Annotated in this window: 24 protein-coding genes and 1 other RNA gene; 17 read left to right on the top strand and 8 right to left on the bottom strand. The window is 41.7% G+C overall.

Annotation, left to right across the window (positions count from 1 at the left end):
- Positions 1-75: 75 nt before the first annotated feature.
- From C1G53_RS10135 to C1G53_RS10120, 4 genes are read right to left on the bottom strand one after another with little or no spacing between them, the layout of a single operon-like run.
- Entirely contained in the window at positions 76-546 is a 471-nt protein-coding gene (locus tag C1G53_RS10135) for a hypothetical protein (RefSeq protein ID WP_105118564.1), read from the bottom strand.
- 11 nt (positions 547-557) lie between these two features.
- The gene (locus C1G53_RS10130) at positions 558-1,064 is read right to left on the bottom strand and encodes a DUF2975 domain-containing protein (RefSeq protein WP_105118563.1); all 507 of its coding nucleotides are present in this window, start codon (positions 1,062-1,064) and stop codon (positions 558-560) included.
- A gap of 1 nt (position 1,065) precedes the next feature.
- Positions 1,066-1,281 carry a helix-turn-helix domain-containing protein gene (locus C1G53_RS10125; RefSeq protein ID WP_002943099.1) on the bottom strand — a complete coding sequence of 72 codons (216 nt, stop codon included), beginning with the start codon at positions 1,279-1,281 and terminating at the stop codon, positions 1,066-1,068.
- A 1-nt stretch (position 1,282) separates the two neighbouring features.
- Positions 1,283-1,807 (bottom strand): hypothetical protein, encoded by a 525-nt coding sequence (locus tag C1G53_RS10120; RefSeq protein ID WP_105118562.1) that lies wholly within the window; start codon positions 1,805-1,807, stop codon positions 1,283-1,285.
- A 232-nt stretch (positions 1,808-2,039) separates the two neighbouring features.
- On the opposite strand from C1G53_RS10120, the gene C1G53_RS10115 reads away from it, so the two are divergent.
- From C1G53_RS10115 to C1G53_RS10085, 7 genes are all read left to right on the top strand, one after another.
- Positions 2,040-2,888 carry an SAM hydrolase/SAM-dependent halogenase family protein gene (locus tag C1G53_RS10115; protein WP_105118561.1) on the top strand — a complete coding sequence of 283 codons (849 nt, stop codon included), beginning with the start codon at positions 2,040-2,042 and terminating at the stop codon, positions 2,886-2,888.
- Between the two features lie 20 nt (positions 2,889-2,908).
- On the top strand, positions 2,909-3,454 hold the full coding sequence (locus tag C1G53_RS10110) for an ECF-type riboflavin transporter substrate-binding protein (RefSeq protein ID WP_105118560.1): 546 nt from the start codon (positions 2,909-2,911) through the stop codon (positions 3,452-3,454).
- Between the two features lie 156 nt (positions 3,455-3,610).
- Positions 3,611-4,537, top strand: coding sequence for a hypothetical protein (locus C1G53_RS10105; RefSeq protein ID WP_105118559.1), 927 nt, complete (start codon positions 3,611-3,613; stop codon positions 4,535-4,537).
- A 112-nt stretch (positions 4,538-4,649) separates the two neighbouring features.
- Complete coding sequence (locus C1G53_RS10100; protein WP_105118558.1) at positions 4,650-5,633, top strand: rhodanese-related sulfurtransferase; 984 nt, start codon at positions 4,650-4,652, stop codon at positions 5,631-5,633.
- Positions 5,634-5,745: 112 nt separating this feature from the next.
- Positions 5,746-6,111, top strand: a complete 366-nt coding sequence (locus C1G53_RS10095; RefSeq protein ID WP_153046709.1) for a VOC family protein — start codon at positions 5,746-5,748, stop codon at positions 6,109-6,111.
- Positions 6,112-6,255: 144 nt separating this feature from the next.
- Positions 6,256-7,929, top strand: coding sequence for an ABC transporter ATP-binding protein (locus tag C1G53_RS10090; RefSeq protein ID WP_105118557.1), 1,674 nt, complete (start codon positions 6,256-6,258; stop codon positions 7,927-7,929).
- On the top strand, positions 7,926-8,759 hold the full coding sequence (locus C1G53_RS10085) for an energy-coupling factor transporter transmembrane component T family protein (protein ID WP_105118556.1): 834 nt from the start codon (positions 7,926-7,928) through the stop codon (positions 8,757-8,759). The genes C1G53_RS10090 and C1G53_RS10085 overlap by 4 nt, the downstream gene beginning before the upstream one ends.
- Positions 8,760-8,936: 177 nt before the next feature.
- Here C1G53_RS10085 and rsmG read toward each other — a convergent pair whose 3' ends face one another.
- From rsmG to recU, 3 genes are all read right to left on the bottom strand, one after another.
- Positions 8,937-9,650 (bottom strand): 16S rRNA (guanine(527)-N(7))-methyltransferase RsmG, encoded by a 714-nt coding sequence (rsmG, locus tag C1G53_RS10080; RefSeq protein WP_105118555.1) that lies wholly within the window; start codon positions 9,648-9,650, stop codon positions 8,937-8,939.
- Positions 9,651-9,786: 136 nt separating this feature from the next.
- The gene (gene pbp1a / locus C1G53_RS10075; RefSeq protein WP_161941408.1) at positions 9,787-11,949 is read right to left on the bottom strand and encodes a penicillin-binding protein PBP1A; all 2,163 of its coding nucleotides are present in this window, start codon (positions 11,947-11,949) and stop codon (positions 9,787-9,789) included.
- The gene (recU, locus tag C1G53_RS10070) at positions 11,930-12,547 is read right to left on the bottom strand and encodes a Holliday junction resolvase RecU (protein WP_105118553.1); all 618 of its coding nucleotides are present in this window, start codon (positions 12,545-12,547) and stop codon (positions 11,930-11,932) included. The genes pbp1a and recU overlap by 20 nt, the downstream gene beginning before the upstream one ends.
- Before the next feature lie 66 nt (positions 12,548-12,613).
- Between recU and C1G53_RS10065 the strand changes: the two genes are divergently transcribed.
- The 5 genes from C1G53_RS10065 to C1G53_RS10045 all read left to right on the top strand — a co-directional run bounded on the left by C1G53_RS10065 (position 12,614) and on the right by C1G53_RS10045 (position 16,599).
- Positions 12,614-13,153, top strand: a complete 540-nt coding sequence (locus tag C1G53_RS10065) for a DUF1273 domain-containing protein (protein ID WP_105118552.1) — start codon at positions 12,614-12,616, stop codon at positions 13,151-13,153.
- A 70-nt stretch (positions 13,154-13,223) separates the two neighbouring features.
- Positions 13,224-13,550: a cell division regulator GpsB gene (gene gpsB, locus C1G53_RS10060; RefSeq protein WP_105118551.1), complete on the top strand. Its 327-nt coding sequence runs from the start codon at positions 13,224-13,226 to the stop codon at positions 13,548-13,550.
- Between the two features lie 19 nt (positions 13,551-13,569).
- An RNA gene (gene rnpB, locus C1G53_RS10055) (RNase P RNA component class B) lies at positions 13,570-13,933 on the top strand.
- A gap of 53 nt (positions 13,934-13,986) precedes the next feature.
- Positions 13,987-15,150, top strand: coding sequence for a THUMP domain-containing class I SAM-dependent RNA methyltransferase (locus tag C1G53_RS10050; protein ID WP_105118550.1), 1,164 nt, complete (start codon positions 13,987-13,989; stop codon positions 15,148-15,150).
- 12 nt (positions 15,151-15,162) lie between these two features.
- Positions 15,163-16,599, top strand: coding sequence for a cell division site-positioning protein MapZ family protein (locus C1G53_RS10045; protein WP_238139140.1), 1,437 nt, complete (start codon positions 15,163-15,165; stop codon positions 16,597-16,599).
- Between the two features lie 47 nt (positions 16,600-16,646).
- On the opposite strand, the gene C1G53_RS10040 is transcribed toward C1G53_RS10045, so the two are convergent.
- A complete protein-coding gene (locus C1G53_RS10040; RefSeq protein ID WP_105118548.1) occupies positions 16,647-17,129 on the bottom strand; it encodes an S-ribosylhomocysteine lyase in 483 nt (160 codons plus the stop codon).
- A 128-nt stretch (positions 17,130-17,257) separates the two neighbouring features.
- Between C1G53_RS10040 and C1G53_RS10035 the strand changes: the two genes are divergently transcribed.
- The 5 genes from C1G53_RS10035 to secA all read left to right on the top strand — a co-directional run bounded on the left by C1G53_RS10035 (position 17,258) and on the right by secA (position 25,294).
- Positions 17,258-18,871 carry a ribonuclease Y gene (locus C1G53_RS10035; protein ID WP_105118547.1) on the top strand — a complete coding sequence of 538 codons (1,614 nt, stop codon included), beginning with the start codon at positions 17,258-17,260 and terminating at the stop codon, positions 18,869-18,871.
- Positions 18,872-18,990: 119 nt separating this feature from the next.
- Entirely contained in the window at positions 18,991-19,611 is a 621-nt protein-coding gene (gmk, locus tag C1G53_RS10030) for a guanylate kinase (protein ID WP_043025413.1), read from the top strand.
- A gap of 32 nt (positions 19,612-19,643) precedes the next feature.
- Positions 19,644-19,958: a DNA-directed RNA polymerase subunit omega gene (gene rpoZ, locus C1G53_RS10025; protein WP_004195201.1), complete on the top strand. Its 315-nt coding sequence runs from the start codon at positions 19,644-19,646 to the stop codon at positions 19,956-19,958.
- A gap of 69 nt (positions 19,959-20,027) precedes the next feature.
- Positions 20,028-22,418: a primosomal protein N' gene (locus tag C1G53_RS10020; protein ID WP_105118546.1), complete on the top strand. Its 2,391-nt coding sequence runs from the start codon at positions 20,028-20,030 to the stop codon at positions 22,416-22,418.
- Positions 22,419-22,768: 350 nt separating this feature from the next.
- Positions 22,769-25,294, top strand: coding sequence for a preprotein translocase subunit SecA (gene secA / locus C1G53_RS10015; RefSeq protein ID WP_105118545.1), 2,526 nt, complete (start codon positions 22,769-22,771; stop codon positions 25,292-25,294).
- Positions 25,295-25,341: the final 47 nt, after the last annotated feature.

The following is a 25,341-nucleotide window of genomic DNA, read 5'->3' as shown; positions in this document are numbered from 1 at the left end:
GTTTTAACCCGAGCAAAAAATATAAAAGCGAGGCTTGTTCAGTGAACGGTTGTAGCTTGAATCGAGGAATTTTTGCTAGTTTGGATAGAAGACAAGAATAGCGGAAGTGGAAGATGATTTGGTGTACTCGAATTGTTCCATATCTTGAACGGATAGGGTTTGAACAGTGAGGTAAGTTTGTTTTTTATAGCGAATATTAAAATCATTGCTACTACCAGCATCGATAGTTGAGAAGCTCTTTTCATTCAGAGTAAACTCTTCTTTTGAGAGTTTCTCGAGATTTTCTTTTGTTGCCATTAAATAGATTTTGCCAGAGAAAGGAGATTCAAGAGAGAATTCTCCTTTGGATGTCGTGATTTCGACAATTTGCTGAAAGTTCTCAATCTTAGCCAGACGTTCATCTGTTTTTAGAGCTTTTTCTGTTTCAATGGAAGCTGCTGTTAGCTCGTTTTGCATTTCTTTATTAACTTCTGAAGTGACAGAGTGACAAGCACTTAAGCAAGGTATCATCATGCAGAGTGCAATGAGGGAAATATACTTTTTCATCATGGGCTCCTTTATATAATTTCATCATTTTCAGCTTGTAAAAGCACACCTTTTTCCAACACCATCTTTGCTAGTAGTGCAATAATAACCAGCACACCATTTATGAAGTAGTCACTAAGTGAAAAATCATATAAGGCACTTACATTCTTTAAATCTAGGTAAGATAGGAAAAAAGCACTTGCAAATTGTATGCTCGTCCATACGATTAAGGTTCCTAAAATTATCTTTGTATAGACTACATTTTCAGTTGAGAAAATAGTTCCTGTTTGAAAGTTGGTGAGCAATTTTTTGAGTATGGTGGCCATGTAGATAAAGCAGGCTACCAATAGGATACTTATGATTAGAATAATAACAATGATAGGAAAGGGGACATCTAATTGTAGACTATTTTGAATAGGTTTCCCGCCTATAAGTAGAATAAGAAGTGCCAACAATATTAGTCCTGTTAAGGCAATCAATCCATAACGAATAAACGTTAGCAACTGTATGACGATGTTGAAAAATATCTTTTTGTTCATGCTATTCCCCCTCCCTCACATATTCCAAAATATCTCCTGGTTGGCAGTCTAGGATGCGGCAGATGCTCATCAGGGTATTAAAACGAATACCTTTTGCCTTGCCTGTCTTGAGAATGGACAGATTGGCTTCGGTGATGCCGACTTGCTCTGCTAGGTCCTTGGAAGTCATTTGTCGGTCTTTGAGGACCTTGTCTAAGTTTACGCGAATCATTTCCATATCAGATAAACTCACTGTTCTCAGTTGCTAATTGTTGCCCTTTTTGAACCAATCTCCAGACAAAATAAGTTGCGAAGAGGAAGAGGGCATTGAGGATAAAGTCTGACCAGCGAAGATTGAGGAAGTTGTTTGGACCAGTAACATGTGTCAGGAAAAACAAAGTGGTTAGGCAAAATTGCCCAGCAGTCAAGACGAGCAAACTGATGAAGAGTTTCTGATAGAGTACTAGGCTAGCTGAAGCGAAATAATCTTCTTCCAGAAGTAGCTTGCAAAGTTTTTGAATTAGGTAGGCAATGTGACTGAGTGCGACCAAGACGATTAGAATCAATCCAGTCGTTAGAAGAATGAGCCAGACACTGATCTGGTCAATGGGTTTGTTAAAGGTGTATTCCCAAGAGTCTATCGCAAAGGAGTTGCCTCCAAGACCAGCCAAGGTAAAGATGGTATAAAGAGCAATCGTGAAATAGAAGAAATAGCGAACACAACCAGCTAATAGTCCAGCTGTTTTGAGTAGATTGGTTTTCATAGCAAACCTCCGATTATTATTGTTTTATGATAATATTATCTGTAAAATTATTATAAAACAATAATTTTTGAAATGCAAGCGTTTTTTTAAAAAATTTATTTTTTGTGTGACTGAGAAAGTTTGTAGTATTATCTGGTTATAATAGATAACTATAACCATCCCTAGAAAATAGCTATTTGAAAGCTTGTAGCTTTTCTGTTATGATAGAACAGTATCATTTTTAGGAGGAGCTATGTCAAATAATTTACTTGTTTTACAATCTGACTTTGGTCTAGTAGATGGTGCCGTGTCAGCTATGATTGGTGTGGCTCTTCAGGAGTCGCGTGACCTAGTTGTTCACAACCTGACCCACGATATTACACCTTACAATATTTTCGAAGGCTCTTACCGTCTTTTTCAGACAGTTGAATATTGGCCAGAAGGCACGACATTTGTATCTGTTGTTGATCCAGGAGTAGGCTCTAAGCGTAAAAGTGTGGTGGCTTTGACGGAACAAAACCACTATATCGTTACCCCGGATAACGGAACGCTTTCTTTCATCAAGAAACATGTGGGCATTAAGGCTGTTCGTGAAATTTCAGAAGTGGCCAATCGCAGAGCCAATACGGAGCATTCCTATACCTTCCATGGTCGTGATGTTTATGCTTATACGGGTGCAAAATTAGCCTCAGGTCATATCAGTTTTGAAGAAGTTGGACCAGAGTTGCAGGTGGCAGATATTGTTGAAATTCCAACCGTTCCGACAGAAGTTGGACCAGACTTTGTCAAAGGAGCTATCGACATCTTGGATGTTCGCTTTGGTTCACTATGGACCTCAATCACGCGTGAGGAATTTTATACCTTGAAGCCGCAATTTGAGGACCGTTTTGAAGTGACCATTTACAACAACGACATGTTGGTCTATCAAAACCAAGTGACCTATGGCAAGTCTTTTGCGGATGTCCGCATCGGTCAACCCCTGCTCTATATCAATTCACTCTATCGAGTGGGCTTGGCCATTAACCAAGGATCCTTTGCCAAGGCCTATAATGTCGGTGTCGGTCAAAACTGGCATATCGAAATCAAACGCATTAGTAATTAAAGAAAATGAAGGAGAATTTTATGAAAAATAATTCTATCAAAACAGTCGTTGCTACCGGTATCGGTGCTGCCCTCTTTGTTGTCATTGGCTTGCTAATCAACATTCCTACTTTTGTTCCAAATACTTCAATTCAGCTCCAATACGCTGTTCAGGCACTTTTGTCAGTTGTATTTGGGCCAGTAGTTGGCTTTTTAGTAGGTTTTATTGGCCATACGCTTAAAGATTCGTTGACATACGGACCTTGGTGGTCATGGATTTTAGCCTCAGGAGTAGTAGGGTTGGTTATTGGTTTTGCAAAAAATCGTCTTCGTGTTGAGGAAGGGATTTTTGAAGGAAAAGATATTGTAGTTTTCAATATCTTCCAAGTAGTTGCCAATGTCATTGCCTGGGGAATTATCGCTCCAGTATTGGACATTGTAATCTATAGTGAAGCAGCAAATAAGGTATTCACTCAGGGTTTGGTAGCTGGGATTGTCAATAGTATTACAATAGCCATTGCTGGTACTATTCTTCTTGGAGTTTATGCTCGTTCGCAAACGAAAACAGGTAGTTTGTCAAAAGATTAAGAACTTTCACGAACAGGACTATCAAAAATAGAATAAAAACCGAATGTTACTATCAACCTAGAAATTTTCTAGGTTGATTTTTTTGAGAAAGATATTGACAGTATGATATAATAATATAAAAGAATAGAAATTGTCAGATGAAGGGAGGAGTGATGTATGGCTTGGACAGAAGAAAATATAGCTCCCCTTATTCATTCTATTCTCAATCCAGGCGAGGAGATTTTAACCATTTATCAGTCTGGAACGACAGATTCTCTCTATATATGTGTTTTATGGAATACGATTTATTACAAGGTCTTTCGCATCAGTAATCATCCATCTACCTCAAGCTACAAACAACCCACCTTCTATGATTTTCATGGGGAATTTTACATGAAGGGGGCTATTCGAAACTACCTCTATCAAGAGGGAAGTTGGTGTGTCTTGACCAAACAAGGCTACTACTTGCTACAATTTTTTCAGAAAGCTTGGGATGCTAAGCAGGATATTTTCGCTAGTTGGCATAAAGGCAGGTTACAGGTCCGTTTGCTCATAGAGGAAGAAGAGGCTAGCTGTTTGGTCCACTATCGTTTCCCTGATAATCAGGCTAGGGAGGTAGAGCGCCTCCTAGCATCAGGTTTATTGACTGCAACCTACCTTTCCCGTTCCTCTCTCAAAATACGGATTAGCCGGTTTGTAGCTCCCTATATAGAGGTCATTGGCCACAGCCAACTCTATCGTAAAAAACCGAGTAAATCCATGCTTCAGTGGGAAAAATATCAGTCCCAGCTCATTGAACTCCAAAGGACCTATCGCTTGGTTGAGGATCGACCACCGTCGACTTTTGTTGAAAAATGGCTGAGCTTACTACAAACCTATCTCTGCTCTGCTATTGTCACCTACTGGGAAGAGATGATTAAAGATGTGGAGTGGCAAGAGAAGGAGAAGGTGGAGCTACCGAAAAATAGGGCTAAGCAGACCGATCCCATAAAGGACAAGTGGAAGAAGAATATTGCCAAGCGCCACAAGCGCCAGGTGGGACAACTCCTCGGTGATGATGACTTGGAAAAATTGAAACAACTCAAATCTGAATTGGAAGAGTAATTTTCAGTTCAGATTTTTGTTTTTTAGTCTTGTAAGCGGTATAATGGAAGGTGGCTTTGACTAGAAAAGTCAAATTTCTATCATCTATTGCAAAGATTGAGAAGGAGAAATCATGTCAAAAGACATTCGCGTATTGTTATACTATAAGTATGTTCCAATTGAAAATGCCAAAGAGTATGCTGCAGAGCACTTGGCTTTCTGTAAGTCTATCGGACTAAAAGGCCGTATCTTGATTGCTGATGAAGGCATCAACGGTACTGTTTCTGGTGACTACGAAACAACACAAAAATACATGGACTATGTTCATGCTAACCCATTGTTCAGTGATTTGTGGTTTAAGATTGATGAAGAAAATGAGCAAGCTTTCAAGAAAATGTTTGTTCGTTATAAAAAAGAAATCGTTCACCTTGGTCTAGAAGACAACGACTTCGACAGTGACATTGACCCACTTGTAACAACAGGTGCTTATTTGTCACCAAAAGAATTCAAGGAAGCTCTTTTGGACGAAGACACAGTTGTTTTGGATACACGTAATGACTACGAGTACGACCTTGGGCATTTCCGTGGTGCCATCCGCCCAGACATCCGCAACTTCCGTGAATTGCCACAATGGGTCCGTGATAACAAAGAGAAATTCATGGACAAGCGCGTAGTTGTTTACTGTACTGGTGGTGTTCGCTGTGAGAAATTCTCAGGCTGGATGGTTCGTGAAGGTTACAAGGATGTCGGTCAGTTGCACGGTGGTATCGCAACCTATGGTAAAGACCCAGAAGTTCGTGGCGAATTGTGGGATGGTAAGATGTATGTCTTTGACGAGCGTATCGCTGTTGATGTCAACCATGTAGACCCAGTTGTTGTTGGTAAGGACTGGTTTGATGGCACACCATGTGAACGCTATGTCAACTGTGGCAACCCATTCTGTAACCGTCGTACCCTTATGTCAGAAGAAAACGAGCACAAGTATGTTCGTGGCTGTTCAGCTGAATGCCGTGCCCACGAGCGCAACCGTTATATCTCTGAAAATGGCTTGACTCGCCAAGAATGGGCAGAGCGTTTAGAAGCAATTGGTGAAAGCCTTGCTCCAGCAAATGCCTAATAATACTAAAATTGCATTGAGAAATCAGTGCAATTTTTTTGTGTAATCAGAATGCTTGACTTTTTCTTTGGTCCGGTCTATACTAAGCCAATCAACCAGAAAAGAGAAGAAGATGAAATCATTTTGGATGAACTTAGCAGTAGCAGACCTTGAAAAAGCTGGTCAGTTTTATGAAGCAGTTGGTTTTTCTGTGGCGACTTTTGGAGATATCAAGTCAGCAACCCTGCCAGAAGGTGGTAACTTAATTTTGATGCAGGAAGGGACCTTTACCCAACGCGTACCATTTCAGCTAGCAACTAGTGGCAATGAAGTCTTGATTTCGCTTAATGTGGCGAGTAGGGAAGAAGTGGATAGCCTTATCGAGCGTGTTGAAGCAAATGGCGGGCAAATTACAGGTCGCCCGACAGATGCCCATGGCTTCTATGGAGCAAGTTTTACAGACCTTGATGGGCATCATTTTAATGTGATTGTGATGTAAGAAACATTTATTTGTCGGGAAATATTTGTTTACATCGGTTAAGGAATGTTCTTTAGCGAGTTATATCGTTCGTCATAGCTTATAGATTGGGAGAAAGGGAGAATTCTTCCTTTTTTTCATGCTGGTTTCTGATATAATAGGGATATGAAAAAAGTCATCGAATTCAAGAATTTTTCTTTTACATACAATGCGCAGACGGAAGCGACCTTACATGGTATTGATTTGACCATTTTCGAGGGGGAAAAGGTTCTCATTATTGGTCCATCTGGATCGGGCAAGTCCACTCTTGGTCAAGTTTTAAATGGGATTATTCCAAATATCCATAAGGGAACCCATTCTGGAGATTTCAAGTTGATGGGGCAGTCTGCTTTTGACCAGTCCATTTACCAAAAATCTCTCTTGGTCAGCACTGTTTTGCAGGATACGGACGGTCAGTTTATTGGGCTTTCTGTTGCTGAAGATATGGCTTTTGCACTGGAAAATGACATGGAAACCTTGGCGACCATGAGAGAACGAGTTCATGATTGGGCAGAGCGCTTGGAACTAAATGAATTGCTCAACCATCGTCCCCAGGATCTTTCGGGAGGTCAGAAGCAACGGGTCAGCCTAGCAGGGGTCTTGATTGATGAAAGTCCTATTTTGTTATTCGATGAACCTCTGGCCAACCTGGATCCCAAATCTGGACAAGATACCATTGACTTGATTGATCGTTTGCATGCTCAAGAGGGAACAACGACCATTATTATTGAGCACCGCTTGGAAGATGTCCTTTATCGACAGGTAGACAGAATTGTGTTGATAAACGATGGACGTATTCTCTTCAATGGTCATCCAGATCAGCTCTTGCAGACTAGTCTGCTCAAAGAAAACGGCATCCGTGAGCCGCTCTATATTTCTACCTTACGAGGCTTAGGTTATCCAATTGAAAGGGCTGCCCACCTCTCTTCTGTCTGGGAACTTGAACTAGGTTCTTTAGAAATGGGGCAACTCCCAAGTGTCAACTTGACAGAAGTGGAAAAGGAAGTCTTGTTGGAAGCCCGCAATTTGCAATTCGCTTACTCTGATAAAACCATTCTCTCAGGCATAGATTTAAACATCTATAAGGGTGAGCGTTTGGCTATCGTCGGAAAAAATGGGGCTGGCAAATCCACTTTGGCCAAGGCCTTGTGTGCCTTTATTCAACCTGAGGGGGAGATATTGTGGCAAGGTAAATCCATTAAGGATGATTCTGTCAAGGAGAGAGCGGAGCGGATTGGTTACGTTCTTCAGAACCCTAATCAGATGATCAGTCAGACCATGATTTTTGACGAAGTGGCCCTTGGTTTGCGAATGAGGGGAGTGGCGGAAGAAGAAATTGAGGCTAGGGTCTTCAAGATTTTAGAGGTTTGTGGCTTGTATCAGTACCGCAAATGGCCGATTTCAGCCCTGTCCTACGGTCAGAAGAAGAGGGTGACGATTGCCACTATCTTGGTGCTTAATCCTGAGATTATTCTGTTGGATGAGCCGACGGCTGGTCAGGACCAACGTCATTACCAGGAGATGATGGATTTCTTGGATCAACTTAATGCTCAAGGACACACCATTGTGATGATTACCCACGATATGCAGTTGATGTTGGATTATTCAGATAGGGCTATTGTTGTGGTGGATGGACAGATTATCGAAGATGCTAGTCCAGCAGAAATCTTGTCAAATAGCCAGGTCATTGAAGAAGCCAATTTGAAGGAAACATCTATATTCCACTTGGCAGAACGCTTGGCAGTAAACCCACTGGAATTGACCATGTTCTATATGCAGGAAGAAAGGAGGGAGGCATGAGCCAACAACATTTAATTGGTTACCATAAAGGAAGAGGCATTATTTACGATTTGTCTGCTGTTACCAAGCTCTTGTTTTTCCTGATTGTGACTATTCTTGCCATGGTGACTTACGATACCCGTTTGATTGCCTTTATTGCCCTATTTTCGCTGGCCTTATTCAAACTATCCGGTATTCGCTATAAGGATGTGTCCCTTGTTCTGCTCTTTACAATTGTTTTTGCCCTCTTAAATGCCTTGATGGTTCATCTGTTTGCACCAAGGTACGGAGTAGAGCTCTATGGGGCTGAAACGGTTATCCTTTCTGGTTTTGGTTCCTATTCCTTGATTAGTCAGCAGCTTTTTTATCTATTTAACTTACTCTTGAAATATTTTTGTACAGTGCCTCTGGCTCTTGTCTTTTTGATGACAACCCATCCGAGCCAGTTTGCTTCAAGTTTAAATCAGATTGGGGTATCTTATAAGGTAGCCTATGCGGTTAGTTTGACCATGCGTTATATCCCAGATATTCAGGAGGAGTTTTATACTATTCGGATGTCCCAGGAAGCGCGTGGTTTGGAGTTATCTAAGAAAGGTAAGTTAATGGACCGTATTAAGGGTAATCTAGCTCTGGTTATCCCCTTGATTTTTGGTTCCTTAGAGCGGATTGATACCATTTCAACAGCCATGGAATTACGTCGTTTCGGGAAAAATAAAAAAAGAACCTGGTATAGCTACCAAGCCTTGCAAAGTATTGATTATCTGGTTCTAGCCCTTATTTTTGTGCTTATTCTCATTACAATTGGACTTTTATTTGTGAATGGTGGACGTTTTTACAACCCGTGGAGATAGAGAAAGGGAGCGGGAAAGAACTCGACTGGTAAAAAAAGAGTTCGTCTTCCCGCCCCCGCACAGTTGATTAGGTCAGATTTGGAGTGTAAAATACGAACAAATCTGCCAATCAACCACTGCGCTGAGATGTTGACACAAACCCTGAGAAGCGAGGTTGGGCTTTTTGCTCAGCCTCTTTTACAGTGGTCGTTTATTTGGCATACCAGCCTTCCGTGGAAACATATTGGGAGTTTCCTTTTTCTTTTCCACAATGGTCAGTGTGCGTGGATCGCCGTTTGGCAATTGATAGTCAACGTTTTCAATGACCTTACCAAAAAGGAGGGTCAGGGCGTTCTTAGCTTGAGCCAATTCGTCCTCAGCGCTAGAGGCTTTGAGGGCAATGAGTTTGCCATTGAGTTTTAAATACGGAATGGTTAGCTCTGATAAGATTTGCATACGTGCAACTGCCCGAGCGGTGACAAGGTCAAATTGGGCACGAAATTGCTTGTCTTGGGCAAAATCTTCAGCCCGCCCATGATAGAAATGCACATTCTCCAAACCCAATTCCTCTGCCAATAAATGCAAGAAATTGATCCGCTTGTTGAGAGAGTCAATGATAGTTACATCTAATTGAGGATAGATGATTTTCATGGGAAGACTTGGAAAACCTGCTCCGGCTCCTATGTCTAATAAGCGAAGGGGTTCGTTTTGGATATGGCCTTGAAGAATGGGAGCGATAGAGTCATAAAAATGTTTGAGATAGACGTCCTCTTCTTCAGTTATAGCTGTCAAATTGATTTTTTCATTCCATTCTACTAACAGTTGAAAATAGCGATGGAATTGTTGTTTCTGGGTGTCAGTTAGCTGGATGCCTTGGTCCGCCAAGGTCTTATAAAATACTTCAGGTTTCATAGTTTTATCTTACCATAAATTGTTGAAATTGTGGATAAGAAAGAACAGACAAGAGTGCTAATTTAGTATGTCAGTGGTTTCATACTTTTATCACCAATACAATAAGAAAAGGCTGGGCTTAGGCCCAACTCTGTTCTTAATCCCCATCCGATGACTGCTCTGAGGATGAAGTATTGGTTGCTTCTGAGTCAGCTGTAGTATTTTCAGTTTGAGATTCTGAAGAGGAACTTTGTGTTGATTGCTCAGTGGATTCACTGGAACTAGACACTGTGCTACTATAGTTATTGTAAGTATTATAACTATTATAAGCATTGGATAGAGAACGGCTGCCTTTCAAATAGTAATTTGAACCATAGCGAACCAAACCACTCGGCACTTCCCATTCAGTAGCAGTATAGTCAGAATGCATATAGGCCATCATATGGTGATAAACGTCTGTAGCAACTCGCATCCCATTATCTAAGATCGGGGTCATACGGTTGGTGTAACCGGTCCAAACGGCCATGGCATACTGGCTAGAGTAGCCGACGAAGTTCTCATCTGGAACGACACTGTAGCTATAGTTAGCTTCAGGAACAGAAGCAAGAATGGATTCTGTTTCGCTGTCGGTATAGTTTGAGGTACCGGTTTTACCAGCCATCGGAATACCGCTGACAGTAGCGTTTAGTCCGTAACCATAACTCAATACAGATTTCATCAAATCTGTCATCATATAGGCTGTTTCTTCCGTCATAACACGGTTCCCTTGAGGAGCATACTCCGAAACTGTTCCATCGCTAAAGACAATCTTATTGACATATTGTGGAGCGTAATAAGTTCCGCCATTGGCGAAGGCAGCATAGGCTGCAGCCATTTTTTCAGAACTTGCACCATATTGACGACCTGTATCGGAAGTGTTACTAGAAATCGCATTTGAGTAGTGCATTTCTGGATAGTCAATACCGATACTGTTCAAGAATGCCAGAGAGTTTTCTAGTCCAGTTGCTTCAAGAGCCTTGACTGCTGTCACATTACGTGAATACTGAACAGCTGTCTTGATTGAAATGGATCCGTAGAATTGCTTGTCCCAGTTATTGATCGGGATAGTTGTGCCAGGGAAATTGTAAGGTCCATCGACCATAATGTCAGCCGTTGAAGTGTAGATGCCATGTTCATAAGCAGGAGCATAGTCGGTGATGGGTTTCATGGTCGAACCAAAGTCACGGTTGGTTTCAACAGCCTGGTTGGTACCGAAGGAAACATTACTTGATTGGTGCCGTCCGCCCAACTGTGCAACGACCTTACCGTTTGATACATCCACGACCGTAGAGGCTACCTGCATCAAATCATCCGGGTAGCTGACATACATATCGGTATTGTAAATGTCCCACAACTGCTGTTGAGCAGCAGGATCTACGTTTGTATAGACATCCATACCCGTAGTTAACAAGTTGTAGCCTGTTTTAGCCTCAACTTCTTCGATAACCTGCTTGAGATAGTTATCCATATAAGCAGGATAAGCTGCTTCATTGGATAGAGCCTGTAAACCATCAGTGACTGGAGTCAGCACAGCTTGCTCGTACTGGGCATTGTCGATGTACTTTTCTTCCAACATTTCAGCTAGGACTAAATCTCTGCGTGTTTTAGCATCTTCAGGGTTGGTATAAGGATCGTATTGGTTAGGAGCTTGAGGCATACCTGCCAGTAAGGCGAGCTGGGCTAAAGTAAGATCTTTCAATTCTTTACCATAGTAGGAATGTGCAGCTGTTTTCATCCCGTAGTTTCCATTGGCCATAAAGACTTTATTGACATAATAGGTCAATATTTCTTGTTTGGTCTTGTCTTTTTCCAATTGGGTTGCTAACCAGGCTTCTTGGATTTTCCGTTTGATGTTTTGGTCCTCGGAAGAAGTTGAGAAGTAGGTCAGTTTGATGAACTGCTGGTCCAGTGTTGAACCACCTTGTAAGCGTCCACCAGTCAGGTTGTTAACCAAAGAACCAGCGATACGGATAACGTCCACACCTCGATGGTTGAAGAAACGCTGATCCTCAATGGCAACGATGGCATTGACCAAATCAGTCGGAATTTCTTCGATTTTTGCGCTGGATCGTTTTTCTGCTCCTAGGTCAGCAATCAGACTGCCATTTTTGTCATAAATCTTACTGGATACTGTGGCTATCAAGCTTTCTTCGGTTAGCTTGGGTGCTGTTGCGATCCAGTAGCCTACCAAGAGAGAACCAGCTAGAAAGGTAATAATAAAGCCAGCTAATAAGATATTTGCAACTACTAGGAGAGTTTTTTTAATACTTGTAGTTTTCAAAAGAGTCACCACCTAATAAATTTTTTTCAACCACTTCAAGATAAGGTACGCTAGGAAAACGTCCCATTTGAACCTCAAAGCCAAATTGCCTAATGAAAGAGAGAGGCATAGATTTACTCCCCTTATCTGTTTGATAAAACTCAATCAAGTGGACAGCCGGTAAGAGATAGGTTTCTTTTAGCGTTGAAAAGTGAAGAAGAACAAAGCATACGCCACCCTGCTTTACAACCTGTTTCATGTGTTCAATCTGATGCTCATGAAAATTCTTCATGGGCATGGATGCTTTTTGTCGCGTTTCCTTGGCTTCGAAATCGATATAATGTTTTTTGAAGACTCCTGAATAATCCGTTGTAGATGGCTGTCGAAAATAGGCCTCTACAATTTTCGCACGGCTTCTCTTCGGATAATCAACCTTTACAATCTGCACAGGAGTAGGTTTCTTATGTATAACCGCAATCTCGTGAGCAAGATAGTAAAGGTTGCTATCATTGATAGCAGCTTCAAAGGACATTCCCCGATTAGCGAAGCTAATTTTTTGAGATGAAACAGAATTGGTTCTATTGATTTTTTTAGCTATCTTATGAGGATAATTGACCATAGAACTCCTTCTTGATAAAATAAATATCAGCATATTATACCACAATTAGAGAAAAGAGTACAAGGAATGCATACTAAGAGCCTTTTGATAAGGGGATATACACATACCGAGCTAGGGATTTTTTCAGACAAGGACCCGCGGCTAGCCATCATAAAATTGGCTATCAAGCAGGATCTTGTTCGAATTTTGGAGGATGGAGTGACCTGGTTTGTTCTGACAGGTCAGTTGGGCTTTGAATATTGGACTTTAGAAGTTTTAGAGGATTTGCGGTCGGAAGGTTATGGTTTTCAAATAGCGACCATCTTCATGTTTGAAAATCATGGAGAACAATGGAATGAAGCCAACCAGCTGAAATTGCAGCGCTTTAAGCAGACGGATTTCATTAAGTATGCCTACCCTCGTTATGAGAATCCTGGTCAGTTTAAAGATTACAATAAATTTTTAGTGGATAATACTGACGGAATCTATCTGTTTTACGATGCTGAAAATGAAACCAACTTGAAATATTTATATCATCAAGTCTTAAAAAAAGAGGAGTATGATAGAAAAACGCTTACCTTTGAACAACTGAATGAGGTGGCAGAAAATTTTTCAAATTCTGAGTGATTTGACTTGATTTTTCCCTATTTTTTTTAATATAATAGGACTAGTGATGTTTTAGATATGGGAGAGAGAAATGGCAAGTATTAAATTTACAACTAAAGATATTTTTGAACAAGATTTTAAAGTCGGTTTCCGTGGCTACGATCAAGATGAAGTCAATGACTTTTTAGATGAAATCATGAAGGATTATGATGCTTACGAAGCTATTATCAAGGAGTTGAAAGGCGAGATTGCTCGCTTGAAAGCTCAGGTAGCAAACACTCCTAAAGTTGCTGCTGTTGAGGAAGTAAAAGATGTGCTTCCTACGGAACGTCCATCCTCGGCTACAAACTTTGATATTCTTCGTCGTTTAAATCGTTTGGAGAAAGAAGTCTTCGGCAAACAAATCGTTCAAGACTGATAGATAGAAATTGCGTGCAATTTTTGGATAATCGCGTGGTAGGTTTCAACCATGAGGAAAGTCCATGCTAGCACTGGCTGCGATGCCGGTAGTGTTTGTGCTAGGCGAATCAATAAGCCTAGGGACGTTGGTAACGTTACGGCGGTTAAAATGGCTACGTCATCAGATATGCCAAAGTAGACCTGAAAGTGCCACAGTGACGAAGTTTTTATGGAAACGTAAAAAATGGAACGCGGTAAACCCCTCAAGCTAGCAACCCAAACTTTGGTCGGGGCATGGGATGGATGGAATTGAACTGAAATCCTGACTGTGAAAACAGTAGACAGATGATTATCGAAGGTGGTAGAACCTAGTGCCACTGGAACAAAACATGGCTTACAGAAAATTGCATAAATAGGTAGCTAGCTTTGCTAGCTTTTATTTTAGAAGGAAAAAAATGAAAAAACAGTTTGAATTGATTGCGACCGCTGCAGCTGGCTTAGAGGCAGTTGTTGGTCGTGAAATTCGCAATCTCGGCTATGAGTGCCAGGTGGAAAATGGTCGTGTACGATTCGAGGGTGATGTGAAGGCGATTATCGAAACCAACCTCTGGCTACGTTCGGCGGACAGGATAAAAATTATTGTTGGTCAATTTCCAGCAAGAACCTTTGAAGAGCTTTTCCAAGGAGTTTTTGGTTTGGATTGGGAGAATTATCTGCCTTTGGGATGCAAGTTTCCAATTTCCAAGGCCAAGTGTGTTAAATCCAAGTTACACAATGAGCCGAGTGTACAGGCTATTTCGAAAAAAGCAGTTGTTAAGAAATTACAAAAACACTTCTCTCGTCCAGAGGGAGTGCCGCTCCAGGAAGTTGGAGCAGAGTTCAAGATTGAAGTATCTATTTTGAAAGATCTAGCAACAATCATGATTGATACGACTGGGTCTAGTCTCTTCAAACGTGGTTATCGGGTAGAAAAAGGTGGAGCACCGATCAAGGAAAATATGGCAGCAGCGATTTTGCAACTGTCCAACTGGTATCCTGATAAGCCTCTCATCGATCCGACCTGTGGTTCAGGGACATTTTGTATTGAAGCTGCTATGCTGGCAAAAAATATGGCTCCTGGCTTGAAACGTAGCTTTGCTTTTGAAGAATGGCCATGGGTTGATGACCAGTTAGTGGCAGATGTACGAAAAGAAGCTCAGGCTGCTATTAAATCAGATTTGGTCTTGGATATTGCGGGTTCAGACATCGATGCTCGTATGGTTGAAATTGCCAAGAAAAATGCTTTTGCGGCTGGAGTAGATCAGGACATTGTTTTCAAACAGATGCGAGTTCAGGATTTGCGGACGGATAAAATCAATGGTGTTATCATTTCAAATCCACCTTATGGAGAACGTTTGTTGGATGACGACGCAATCATCACACTGTATCGTGAGATGGGGCAAACCTTTGAGCCTTTAGAAACCTGGTCTAAGTTTATTTTGACCAGTGATGAGCAATTCGAGAAGCGTTTTGGTAGGCAGGCTGATAAAAAGAGAAAATTATATAATGGTACCTTAAAAGTAGATTTGTATCAATTTTTTGGTCAACGTGTCAAGCGTCAAATGGTAGAAGAGAAATAATAGGAGGATATCGTGGAAGAAAATAAGAATAAGCTACCCTTGGAAAATGAGAAAGTTTTGGATTTTGAAGTAGCTAAGGATTTAACCATTGCAGAAGCCGTAAAGAAACATAAGGAAATCGAAGCAGGTGTGACTGAGGATGATAGTCTTTTAGATCGTTATATCAAGCAACATCGGACAGAGATTGAGTCGCAGAAATTTGAAACCAAGGTCAATCATTTGCCACTGGTAGAACCTACTGGCGATGGGGAAGAAACGAATGTTCAGACAGCTAGTCTTTCGACGGCTGTGACTGATGAGATTCTTGCAGTTGGCAAGGCTGTGACTGAGGAGGTAGAAGTACCGACTGCTCCTTTGGAAGAAACAATTGTTGCAGGTGCGGCAGTGGTTGACAGTATAGCGACTGTTTCCCGAGAACAAGAAGTGGATGATTGGGGTCAGGCGGAGGAAGCTGAGAAGGATAGAAAGAAAAAAATCTATTTCTGGTCAGCTTTAGCAGCTCTTTTTGTCACTATCTTAGCAACGGCTTTCATGTGGTTGAACTCAGTGAATAAATCGACCACGGAAACAGCTAGTAGTTCAAGCAGCAGTCAGACATCGACCACTGCAAGTAGCTCGGCAGATGCTAATAGTCTAGCCTTTGAACAACTCTATGCTAGCTTCTTTACAGATAGTAGTTTGACAAAGTTGAAGAATTCTGAGTTTGGTAAATTGGCGGAGTTGAAGGCCCTCTTGGACAAGATGGAGAAAAATTCAGATAGTTATAAAAAAGCCAAGGAACAGTATGATAATCTTGAAAAAGCCATTGCTGCTATTCAGGCAATCAATGGGCAATTTGATAAAGAAGTTATCGTAAATGGTGAAATTGATACCACTGCCACTGTTAAAGCGGAAGCCAGTCTTTCTGCTACTAACACGGGTATTAGCTCAGTGGATAGCTTATTGGCTTCTGTTGTCAATTTTGGACGTTCTCAACAGGAAGTTGCTGCTAGCTCTGCCACAGCTGTTGCTGCTCCAGCTGAAAACTCTCAGGCTGCTTCGGCATCTGCAGAAACCACTGCTCCAGCCTCAACCGAGAGTGCGGTAGTCAATGATAGCGTTGTTGGTGCTATTAGTGGAGCAGCAACTATTTACGGAATTCCTGTACCAGAAGGAGTTGCTCTACAGCGTGATCGCAGCCGTGTTCCTTACAATCAAGCCATGATTGACGATGTCAACAATGAAGCTTGGACTTTCAACCCTGGTATTTTAGAAAATATTGTAGCTATTTCTCAACAGCGTGGTTATATTACAGGCAACCAATATATCTTGGAAAAAGTGAACATCATTAACGGAAATGGTTATTACAATATGTTTACACCGGATGGTAGCTATCTCTTCTCGATTAACTGTAAGACAGGTTACTTTGTTGGTAATGGCTCAGGTCATTCGGATGCCTTGGATTATTAAGCAAAACAAAAAAAGCGGTTGAACCGCTTTTTTTATACCCTATCTTCTTAAATCGGTTTTCTTTCAAAGGCATCGCTTGAAATACCTTGTGAAACAATCAATTTTGCCCACTCTTTAGCTGAATGTAGGCTGTGGTCCTTGTAGTTTCCACAGGATTCAATGGTTGTTCCAGGGACATCCTCCCAAGTAATGCCATCTGCGATCTCTTCCAAACTCGCTTTGATGACTTGAGCAATTTCTGCTGGATCTTGCTTGCCCCACATAATCATGTGAAAACCAGTTCTGCATCCAAAGGGTGAGCAGTCAATCAGACCGTCAATCCGCTGACGGATGAGTTTAGCCAAGAGGTGTTCAATGGTGTGCAGACCAGCTGTATCCATGGCATTTTCATTGGGCTGAATTAGACGGATATCAAAGTTTGTGATAATATCCCCTTTTGGACCAACTTCTTCTGAAATCATGCGGACATAAGGAGCCTTTACAATAGTGTGGTCCAATTCAAAACTTTCAACGGTAACTTCTTTTTTCATTTGTTCCTCCAAACTATGTGATGAATTTATTATAACATATTTGTTAATTTGGAATTGTGAAATCGGTTCAATTATGGTAAAATAGATACAGATTTTGTGAAAATCGAATTTAAAAAAGAGGTAGAAATATGGAAATCATTACACTTGTAGTGACTTTTGTTTCTGCTCTCATTGGTTTAGTAATTGGCTACTTTGCCATTTCTTTGAAGATGAAATCTGCAAAAGAAACTGCAGAATTAACCCTTTTAAATGCAGAACAAGAAGCTAGTAATGTTCGTGGTCGTGCGGAAGAAGCAGCAGAAGCTATTTTAAGAACAGCTGAACGTGACCGCCAGACCTTGAAAAAAGAATTACTCTTGGAAGCTAAGGAGGAGGCTCGTAAGTACCGAGAAGAAATCGCAGAAGAATTTAAGTCAGAGCGTCAAGAATTGAAACAAATTGAAGTGCGTTTGACCGAACGTGCCAGCAATTTGGATCGAAAAGATGACAATTTGACGACTAAAGAAAAGACTTTGGAGCAAAAAGAACAAAGTCTAACGGATAAATCTAAACACATTGATGAGCGTGAGCAAGAAGTTGCTAAATTGGAAGAGCAAAAGGCTCTAGAATTAGAACGCGTGGCAGCACTCAGTCAGGAAGAAGCGAAAGATATTATCCTGACAGATACACGCGATAAGTTGACACATGAGATTGCAACTCAAATCCGAGATGCAGAGCGTGAGGTCAAAGAACGTTCGGATAAGATGGCCAAGGACTTGTTGGCCCAGGCTATGCAACGGATTTCAGGTGAATATGTAGCTGAGCAGACTATTACCTCTGTTCATCTACCAGATGATGCCATGAAAGGTCGGATTATCGGACGTGAAGGACGTAATATTCGTACCTTTGAAAGTTTGACCGGTATCGATGTTATCATTGATGATACGCCGGAAGTGGTTGTCCTATCAGGTTTTGACCCCATTCGTCGTGAGATTGCTCGTATGACCATGGAAACCTTGCTTCAAGATGGTCGGATTCATCCGGCTCGTATTGAGGAATTGGTTGAAAAGCACCGTGTGGAAATGGACAATCGCATCCGTGAGTATGGCGAGGCTGCTGCTTACGAAGTTGGCGCACCTAACCTTCACCCAGATTTGATTAAGATTATGGGACGTTTGCATTTCCGTACATCTTATGGTCAAAATGTCCTCCGTCACTCGATTGAAGTGGCTAAATTGGCAGGTGTCCTTGCTGCTGAGTTGGGTGAAAATGTCAACTTGGCTCGACGTGCAGGTTTCCTCCATGATGTTGGTAAGGCCATTGACCGTGAGGTAGATGGTAGCCACGTTGAAATTGGTACAGAGTTGGCTAAGAAGTACAAGGAACATCCGATTGTGGTCAACACTATCGCCAGTCACCATGGTGATGTCGAGGCTACAAGTACTATCGCAGTTATTGTAGCAGCAGCGGATGCCTTGAGTGCAGCTCGTCCAGGTTCTCGCCGTGAGTCTATGGAGGCCTATATCAAACGCCTACAAGACCTGGAAGAAATTGCTAATAGCTTCGATGGAATTAAACAATCGTATGCTATTCAAGCAGGCCGTGAAGTACGGATTATTGTTCATCCAAATAGAATTTCAGATGATCAAATCACTATCTTGGCCCACGATGTTCGTGAAAAAATTGAGAATAACTTGGATTATCCAGGAAATATCAAGATTACTGTCATTCGTGAAACAAGAGCGACAGATATTGCTAAATAGTGCAGAGGGAGCCCGATTAGCTCCCTTTCTGTTTGAAAAAATACCCTGCTCATTTAAAATCAGTTGAAATTCCTAGGGAATTTTGTTACACTAGAATGAAAGATTTTAAAGGAGATATCATGAAAGAGCGAGGCTTACTCATCGTATTTTCCGGCCCGTCGGGAGTTGGGAAGGGAACGGTTCGAAAGGAAATTTTCGAGAGTTCGGATAATAAATTTGAATATTCTGTGTCCATGACGACACGTCCGCAAAGACCTGGAGAGGTTGATGGGGTAGATTATTTCTTCCGTAGCCGTGAGGAGTTTGAAGATTTGATTCGTCAGGGTCAGATGTTGGAATATGCTGAGTATGTTGGCAACTACTATGGAACTCCTTTGACCTATGTCAATCAAACACTTGATAAGGGCATTGATGTTTTCTTGGAAATTGAAGTACAGGGAGCTCTTCAAGTCAAGAAAAAAGTTCCAGATGGAGTTTTTATCTTCTTGACGCCACCAGATTTAGAAGAATTACAAGATCGCTTGGTTGGTCGTGGGACAGATAGTGAGGAAGTCATTGCGCAACGTATCGAACGTGCCAAGGAAGAGATTGCCCTCATGCGTGAGTATGACTATGCGGTTGTCAATGATGAAGTTCCTTTGGCAGCAGAACGTGTCAAACGAATTATCGAAGCAGAGCATTTTCGTGTCGATCGCGTAATCGGTCGTTATGACGAAATGATTCGTGATGTGAACAAGTAACAGAACCTTAACAGAAAGTAGAGAATAGAACTATGATGTTGAAACCATCTATCGATACCTTGTTGGACAAGGTACCATCTAAGTATTCCTTGGTCATTCTTGAGGCAAAACGTGCCCATGAATTAGAAGCTGGCGCAAAACCAACTCAAGAATTTACTTCCGTAAAGTCAACCCTTCGTGCTTTGGAAGAAATTGAATCAGGCAATGTGGTTATTCACCCAGATCCAGAAGCAAAACGTGAGGCAGTTCGTCGCCGTGCGGAAGAAGCGAAGCGTTTGGCAGAAGAGGAAGAGAAGAAAATCAAAGAACAAATCGCAAAAGAAAAAGAAGAAGGCGAAAAGATCTAATAGAAAACTCGGTTGGTTTTGCCATCCGGGTTTCTTTTCACTTATAATTATTGAAAGAGAGGAGGTTCTATGTTAGCAGAGGTCATTGTAGACGTTCCTTTGATGCAGACGGATCAAGCTTATTCTTATCGAGTTCCAGCTGACTTGGAAGAGGGCCTCATGGTTGGCGTACGAGTCCATGTTCCCTTTGGCAAAGGCAATCGCCTCATTCAAGGAATTGTAGTTAACTTGATTGATGAAGATGATAGGCTTGATTTGCAGGAGTTGAAAGAGATTGTAGAAGTCTTGGACTATAGTCCTGTTCTCAATCAAGAGCAATTTTGGTTGGCTGACCAGATGAGAAAGTCGGTCTTCTCCTATAAAATTACACTCTTAAAATCCATGCTGCCCAGCTTGCTCAATTCGACCTATGACAAATTACTCAGACCGGGGCTTGGCTTGGAAACAGCAGAGCAGGTCAGTCTGTTCGGTGATAAGGACCAGATTCGTTTTTCTGACTTAGACGTGAAAGAGCAAGGAAAAATCATGCGTCTGGCCCAGTCTGGAAAAATCTTGGTTGACTATGTGGCCAAGGATAAAAAGCAAATCAAGACAGAAAAATGGTATCGGGTTTGTCTGGAGAAATTACGAGAAGCAGAAATCAGTAATCGGGCTAAAAAACGGCAGCAGTTAAGGGAATTTTTGCTGGAACACTCGGAAGACCAGCTCCTTTCAAATCTAAAATTGGACTATTCAGCTGATACGCTCCGCTATTTCCAAGAAAAGGGCTATATAGAAGTATGGGAAGAGGAAGTTTTGCGGACTCAGGGAGTTTTTGATAAGGTGGAAAAAACGCAAGCCTTGGATTTGAATCCAGAGCAGGCGATTGCGGTTCGGGAGATTGTAGCCTCTATCGGTCAGGAAAGCCAGACCTTTCTTCTTCAAGGAGTGACAGGTTCTGGGAAGACGGAGGTCTATCTCCAGGTCATTGACCAGGTCTTGAAAATGGAAAAAACAGCTATTATGCTGGTGCCTGAAATTTCCTTGACCCCTCAGATGACCAATCGCTTCATCTCTCGTTTTGGTCAGAAGGTTGCCATTCTCCACTCTGGACTGTCTGATGGAGAGAAGTATGACGAGTGGCGGAAGATTGAGGCAGGCAATGCCCAAGTAGTTGTCGGGGCTCGCTCGGCCATCTTTGCCCCTCTGACCAATTTGGGTGTTATCATCATTGATGAGGAGCATGAGGCGACCTACAAGCAGGACAGCAATCCACGCTATCATGCGCGTGATGTGGCAAAGTTGCGGGCAGACTACAATCGAGCGACTCTGGTTTTGGGTTCAGCTACGCCTAGCCTTGAAACACGGGCTCGGGCTAGTCGCGGAGTTTATGGAAGACTTACTCTTAACCAGAGGGCCAATCCCTTGGCTCGTATTCCAGAAGTGAAAGTTGTGGATTTCCGTGATTACATTGGTCAGCAGGAGGCTAGTAATTTTACCCCTGTTTTGATTGAAAAGATAAAAGAAAAGTTGGCTCGTAAGGAGCAGGTCGTTCTTATGTTGAACCGCCGAGGCTATTCTTCTTTTGTTATGTGTCGGGATTGTGGGACTGTGGACCAATGTCCTAACTGTGATATTTCCCTAACGCTTCACATGGATACAAAAACCATGAATTGCCACTACTGTGGTTTTCAAAAAGGAATTCCCCAGACTTGTCCAAACTGTCAAAGTCGTTCCATTCGCTATTATGGAACTGGTACGCAAAAGGCCTACGATGAGTTACAGGAGCTCTTGCCAGAGGCTAGAATTTTGCGGATGGACGTAGATACCACAAAGAAAAAAGGGGCTCACGAGGACTTACTAGAACGCTTTGGTCGAGGAGATGCGGATATTCTTCTGGGAACCCAGATGATTGCCAAGGGCTTGGATTTTCCAAATGTCACCTTGGTTGGGGTGCTCAATGCTGATACGGCCCTCAATTTGCCTGATTTTCGTTCTTCTGAGCGAACCTTCCAGTTGCTAACTCAGGTAGCTGGTCGGGCTGGTCGGGCAGATAAGGAGGGGGAGGTCTTAATTCAGACCTACAACCCAAACCACTATGCTATTGCCTTTGCCAAAGAGCAGGACTATGAAGGTTTCTATCGTTATGAGATGGGCATTCGGAAAAATCTTGGCTATCCGCCTTACTATTTCACAGTTGGATTAACATTTTCGCACAAGTCGGAAGAATTTGTCGTGAAAAAAGCCTATGAAACTGTAGCCTTTCTACGTCAACACTTAACAGATTCAATTCAAATCCTGGGACCGACGCCCAAGCCCATTGCCAGAACCCATAATCTCTACCACTACCAGATTATCTTGAAATACCGGCATGAAGACCGGTTGGAAGAGGTGCTCAATCAGATTTTGGATTGGACACAGGAGAGAGAAAATCAAGATTTGCGGCTGATTATTGACAATGAACCACAGAATATGATGTGAGGTCTGGCTAGGCCTTGCATTTTTTATTTTTCACATAAGAGTTTATTGACAATTATAAATGTAGTTATGTTCGACTATAGTAGAAATTGTGTTTCGTTCGTACTACTTAACTTGTCTTACACTTCTATTTACTAATGGATTTCTTTAGAGCTTAGGTGTTGGATGGAATAATATAGGTGTTGCTGAATTAAAGTTGACATTATATTCAAAATGAATAAAACGATAAAGGGCAGTACACTATTTTTAATTTTATACAATGTATGCTTTGGACTAATCATACAAACCTTGAAAATTAACTATTTTTTTGCTACAATAGATTATTGATTAAAACTTGAAATAGGATGAAATATATGTTAGCAAATAAACTTCGTTCTCTTATCGAAAATGACAAAGGAGAACAAAGAAAACTTGAAAGAATGGCAGATAAGGTCTTCTCTTATGCAGATGAGATGGAAGCCCTGACCGACGAACAATTACAAGCCAAGACTAATGAGTTTAAAGAGCGGTATAAAAACGGAGAATCCTTGGATGATTTATTGTATGAAGCTTTTGCCGTTGTACGTGAAGCGGCAAAACGTGTCCTAGGTCTGTATCCATATAAAGTCCAGGTTATGGGTGGAATTGTTCTCCATAATGGTGATGTGCCAGAGATGCGTACAGGTGAAGGAAAAACCCTTACTGCGACCATGCCAGTTTACTTAAATGCACTTTCTGGAGAAGGTGTACACGTTGTTACAGTCAATGAATACCTATCAACTCGTGACGGAGAGGAAATGGGGCAACTCTATTCTTGGCTAGGTCTATCTGTTGGAATCAACTTGGCGGCAAAATCATCTTTTGAAAAGCGTGAAGCTTATAGCTGTGATATTACCTATTCTACAAACTCTGAAATCGGTTTTGACTATCTTCGTGACAACATGGTTGTTCGTGCGGAAGATATGGTACAACGTCCGCTCAACTATGCCTTGGTTGATGAGGTAGACTCAATCTTGATTGACGAAGCACGTACGCCTCTGATTGTTTCTGGTCCACAGAGTTCAGAAACCAATCAACTTTATTTCTTAGCGGATAAACTAGTTAAATCCCTGAACAGCGAAGATTACATCATTGATGTTCCATCAAAAACGATTGGTCTATCAGATTCGGGGATTGATAAGGCTGAAAAATTCTTTAAGCTGGATAACTTGTATGATATTGAAAATGTGGCCATTACACATTTCTTGGACAATGCTCTTCGTGCCAACTATATTATGATCTACGATGTGGACTACCTTGTGAATGACGAACAAGAAGTCATGATCATTGATCCATTTACAGGTCGTACCATGGAAGGTCGTCGCTATTCTGATGGTCTGCACCAAGCTATTGAGGCTAAAGAAGGTGTGCCAGTTCAGAACGAATCCAAAACTAGTGCGTCCATTACCTACCAAAACTTATTCCGTATGTATAAAAAACTTTCGGGAATGACAGGTACTGGTAAGACAGAAGAAGAAGAATTCCGCGAAATTTATAACATTCGCATTATTCCAATCCCAACCAACCGTCCAATTCAACGTATTGACCATGAAGATTTGCTTTACCCAAGTTTGGAGTATAAGTTCAATGCGGTGGTTGCAGATGTCAAACGTCGCTATGAAAAAGGTCAGCCAGTACTTGTAGGTACAGTGGCTGTGGAAACGTCTGATTACCTTTCTCAACGTTTGGTGGCTGCTGGAATTCCTCACGAAGTATTGAATGCTAAGAACCACTATCGTGAGGCCCAAATTATTATGAATGCTGGTCAGCGTGGAGCAGTTACCATTGCGACCAACATGGCAGGTCGTGGAACAGACATTAAGTTAGGTCCAGGTGTTTTGGAGCTAGGCGGTCTATGTGTGATTGGTACTGAGCGACATGAAAGTCGCCGTATTGATAATCAGTTGCGTGGTCGTTCTGGTCGTCAAGGTGACCCGGGTGAATCGCAATTCTATCTTTCATTAGAAGATGATTTGATGAAGCGTTTTGGTTCAGAACGTATCAAGGTCTTTATGGAACGTATGAACTTGACTGAGGAAGAATCTGTCATCAAGTCTAAAATGCTAACTCGTCAAGTCGAAGCGGCTCAAAAGCGTGTTGAAGGAAATAACTATGATTCTCGTAAACAAGTTCTTCAATATGATGATGTGATGCGTGAACAGCGTGAGATTATTTACCGCCAACGTCAGGATGTCATCACATCTAATCGCGATTTATCTCCTGAAATCAAAGCTATGATCAAGCGTACAATTGAGCGCCAAGTCGAGGGGCATTTCCTTGGTTCTAAAGAAGAGGCTGTTGAAGGAATTCTAAAATTTGCTCATGCTAATTTGATTGATGAAGGATCTTTGAGTGTTTATTACTTTGAAGGATTAAATAAAAAAGAAATCATTGATGAGCTTTATGACCGAGCCTTGAAAGTGTATGCTTCACAGCTTGAAAAACTACGTGATGAGGAGAGGGTGCGGGAGTTCCAAAAAGTTCTAATTCTCCGTGTAGTAGATAGCAAGTGGACAGACCATATTGATGCTCTGGATCAATTGCGTAATGCAGTTAGCTTGCGTGGCTATGCTCAGAATAATCCTATTGTAGAATACCAATCAGAAGCCTTTACGATGTTTAATGATATGATCGGTGCTATTGAATTTGAGGTTACTCGCCTGATGATGAAAGCGCAAATCCACGACAATATTGAGCGTGAACGTGCTACTCAAGAGGCTCATACAACAGCAGCCAAAAATATTATGCCGGTTCAATCACAAGCTGAAGAAGAACAAGTATCTTTTGAAGGCGTGGATCGAAATGACCCATGTCCATGCCAATCTGGCAAGAAATTCAAAAATTGTCACGGCCGTAAATAGAAAGAACGAAAGGACTGGACGGCTGTCCAATCCTTTTCGCTATTTTA

The organism is Streptococcus suis, assembly GCF_002960445.1.
GTDB lineage: Bacteria > Bacillota > Bacilli > Lactobacillales > Streptococcaceae > Streptococcus > Streptococcus hyiners.
Note: the sequence above shows the minus strand (reverse complement) of the source record. Positions and strands in the feature narration are given on the sequence as shown.

What these genes read in the sequence shown, in the direction of transcription:
- C1G53_RS10135 (WP_105118564.1), bottom strand. Translation starts at nt 546, where the DNA reads ATGAAAAAGTATATTTCCCTCATTGCACTCTGCATGATGATACCTTGC.
- C1G53_RS10035 (WP_105118547.1), top strand. Translation starts at nt 17,258, where the DNA reads ATGGAAATCATTACACTTGTAGTGACTTTTGTTTCTGCTCTCATTGGT.
- C1G53_RS10085 (WP_105118556.1), top strand. Translation starts at nt 7,926, where the DNA reads ATGAGCCAACAACATTTAATTGGTTACCATAAAGGAAGAGGCATTATT.
- C1G53_RS10040 (WP_105118548.1), bottom strand. Translation starts at nt 17,129, where the DNA reads ATGAAAAAAGAAGTTACCGTTGAAAGTTTTGAATTGGACCACACTATT.
- secA (WP_105118545.1), top strand. Translation starts at nt 22,769, where the DNA reads ATGTTAGCAAATAAACTTCGTTCTCTTATCGAAAATGACAAAGGAGAA.
- C1G53_RS10095 (WP_153046709.1), top strand. Translation starts at nt 5,746, where the DNA reads ATGAAATCATTTTGGATGAACTTAGCAGTAGCAGACCTTGAAAAAGCT.
- C1G53_RS10125 (WP_002943099.1), bottom strand. Translation starts at nt 1,281, where the DNA reads ATGGAAATGATTCGCGTAAACTTAGACAAGGTCCTCAAAGACCGACAA.
- rpoZ (WP_004195201.1), top strand. Translation starts at nt 19,644, where the DNA reads ATGATGTTGAAACCATCTATCGATACCTTGTTGGACAAGGTACCATCT.
- C1G53_RS10130 (WP_105118563.1), bottom strand. Translation starts at nt 1,064, where the DNA reads ATGAACAAAAAGATATTTTTCAACATCGTCATACAGTTGCTAACGTTT.
- C1G53_RS10100 (WP_105118558.1), top strand. Translation starts at nt 4,650, where the DNA reads ATGTCAAAAGACATTCGCGTATTGTTATACTATAAGTATGTTCCAATT.
- C1G53_RS10020 (WP_105118546.1), top strand. Translation starts at nt 20,028, where the DNA reads ATGTTAGCAGAGGTCATTGTAGACGTTCCTTTGATGCAGACGGATCAA.
- C1G53_RS10090 (WP_105118557.1), top strand. Translation starts at nt 6,256, where the DNA reads ATGAAAAAAGTCATCGAATTCAAGAATTTTTCTTTTACATACAATGCG.
- recU (WP_105118553.1), bottom strand. Translation starts at nt 12,547, where the DNA reads ATGGTCAATTATCCTCATAAGATAGCTAAAAAAATCAATAGAACCAAT.
- C1G53_RS10050 (WP_105118550.1), top strand. Translation starts at nt 13,987, where the DNA reads ATGAAAAAACAGTTTGAATTGATTGCGACCGCTGCAGCTGGCTTAGAG.
- C1G53_RS10120 (WP_105118562.1), bottom strand. Translation starts at nt 1,807, where the DNA reads ATGAAAACCAATCTACTCAAAACAGCTGGACTATTAGCTGGTTGTGTT.
- rsmG (WP_105118555.1), bottom strand. Translation starts at nt 9,650, where the DNA reads ATGAAACCTGAAGTATTTTATAAGACCTTGGCGGACCAAGGCATCCAG.
- gpsB (WP_105118551.1), top strand. Translation starts at nt 13,224, where the DNA reads ATGGCAAGTATTAAATTTACAACTAAAGATATTTTTGAACAAGATTTT.
- C1G53_RS10105 (WP_105118559.1), top strand. Translation starts at nt 3,611, where the DNA reads ATGGCTTGGACAGAAGAAAATATAGCTCCCCTTATTCATTCTATTCTC.
- C1G53_RS10115 (WP_105118561.1), top strand. Translation starts at nt 2,040, where the DNA reads ATGTCAAATAATTTACTTGTTTTACAATCTGACTTTGGTCTAGTAGAT.
- C1G53_RS10110 (WP_105118560.1), top strand. Translation starts at nt 2,909, where the DNA reads ATGAAAAATAATTCTATCAAAACAGTCGTTGCTACCGGTATCGGTGCT.
- gmk (WP_043025413.1), top strand. Translation starts at nt 18,991, where the DNA reads ATGAAAGAGCGAGGCTTACTCATCGTATTTTCCGGCCCGTCGGGAGTT.
- C1G53_RS10065 (WP_105118552.1), top strand. Translation starts at nt 12,614, where the DNA reads ATGCATACTAAGAGCCTTTTGATAAGGGGATATACACATACCGAGCTA.